Source organism: bacterium (assembly GCA_020440705.1).
Taxonomy (GTDB): Bacteria; Krumholzibacteriota; Krumholzibacteriia; order LZORAL124-64-63; family LZORAL124-64-63; genus JAGRNP01.
Map to the genome: position 1 here is coordinate 1 of JAGRNP010000245.1, position 1,833 is coordinate 1,833.

Sequence of the window (1,833 nt, forward strand, 5' to 3'; positions counted from 1 at the left end):
AACCCATTATAACGGATGTCGTTATATCTGTCAATCGGCCGCCGTGGCAGCCATTCAAGTCCTAGTTCGCCTAACGTTGTGCTTCACCTGCAAAGTTGTCTGGCGCGGCCCTGGCCCCGCCAGGGCCGTGACAGGCAGCTTTGTCGGGTGAAAGCGCTTGTTATATGGATATTCCACACTCGCAAGAGTAGACCACCTAGGTTTTAGATACAATGGGCCTCTGTTTCACCCGACGCATTTGGGCTTGCCCCGCCGCACTGACGTATGTACAATGTCGTTATGAACGACGTTCGATTCGAGTGGGACCCGGCCAAAGCCAAGGCCAACCTGAAGAAACACAAGGTCTCCTTTGAGGAGGCGGTTTCTGTGTTTTCAGACGAAAGAGCCCTGGTTATTCCCGATCCAGACCACTCCATCGAGGAGGAGCGTTTCGTGCTCCTCGGAATGAGTTGGTCCCTGCGGGTCTTGGTGGTTTGCCATTGCCTACGAGAGGACGACTCAACGATTCGCATTTATTCTGCCCGGAAAGCCACCAAGCCGGAGTCAAAGCAATACGGGGTGAAGCCATGAGAAAGCAGTACGACTTTTCAAAGGGGAAAAAGAACCCCTATGCCACCCGACTGAAGAAGCAAGTAACCATTCGCCTCGATCAGGGAACGATTGCCTACTTCAAAGACCTCGCGGAGGAAACGGGCATTCCCTATCAGACGCTGATCAACCTCTACCTGCGGGATTGCGCCGCGGGCAACAAGCGCCTGTCAATTGAGTGGGAGACCAAGAACTAGGCGCCACGCTGCTGATTCGCCGTGCCCTGGGGCCCGATCCTTCGAAACGTGTCTTCCGAAACCCTGGGTTCTTCCATATAACGTTGTGCTTCACCTGCAAGTGCAGGCCGCGCAGCGGCCAGGGCGCGCCGCTTGCGTAGGCAAGCGGCGTGACCGGTGCGCTTGTCAGGTGAAAGCGCTTGTTATGTGCCCAAACTACCGATACAGAGCTCGCACACTTCCCCAACTCGCGCTTTCTACTGCTACTCCATATTCCACAGTCACGCGAAGCCAAAGCTCGGTGATCTGCGCAGTCTTCTGAGATTCTACGGGACAGGAATTAAACGGATAGCCTTCTGACCATGTTTCGATCCTTATCGTCGTAGACTCAGTTCTCAGAAAGTCGATGGTAGCGTCTTCATTTCCGCTAGGTGGATAGACTGTAAGGCCCCACGAATCATAAGTACCGGGTCCGTCTCTCCAAGCCTGAGCGTAAGTTGCCCAGTTCGCACTTCGTGACGGCTGTGGGAAGGCCACCTTGAACCCCATCCCCCAATCGTATTCTCCACTTCCATCGCAGTATCGCAGTGTCCCGACTTCGAATTCGCCAACGAACCGAACGCTCAAGTCAACAATCTCACTCAGGCCCTCAGGCAATACCAGAGGAATCTCCCGAATCGTGCCGGGACCCGGGTGGGTGACCTCGTACGTACCCTCCAAGTCAGATAGGCGGATCGAAACGACCTCTTGTGCCGCAAAAACATCGAGCGCCAGGAACAGAGCACAAATGACCACGGTCCATACTTTCAAGGCAGTCCCTTTCGAATAGATCGTTTGAACTATCTTCTCCCGAGCTTTGCAACTCTGTTTGCGTGCCCATTAGAACACCGTCTAAGCACCTATCGCCAAAGCATAGCCGGACACGAGAACCGTGAGCATGATTAGACCAACCAGTCGGCCTCCAAAAGTCGCCACGCTAGCTACCTCAAGAACTATAAGTGCCCGATTACCTACGACTCTGTGGCGCACATAACGTTGTGCTTCACCTGCTGCCGCAGCCGGCGGAGCC

General features: G+C 54.6%; 2 protein-coding genes. Both read left to right on the plus strand.

The window, feature by feature from the left end; genetic code table 11:
• Positions 1–279: 279 nt before the first annotated feature.
• Positions 280–570 carry a BrnT family toxin gene (locus KDM41_18085; GenBank protein ID MCB1185333.1) on the plus strand — a complete coding sequence of 97 codons (291 nt, stop codon included), beginning with the start codon at positions 280–282 and terminating at the stop codon, positions 568–570.
• On the plus strand, positions 567–785 hold the full coding sequence (locus KDM41_18090; protein MCB1185334.1) for a BrnA antitoxin family protein: 219 nt from the start codon (positions 567–569) through the stop codon (positions 783–785). The genes KDM41_18085 and KDM41_18090 overlap by 4 nt, the downstream gene beginning before the upstream one ends.
• Positions 786–1,833: the final 1,048 nt, after the last annotated feature.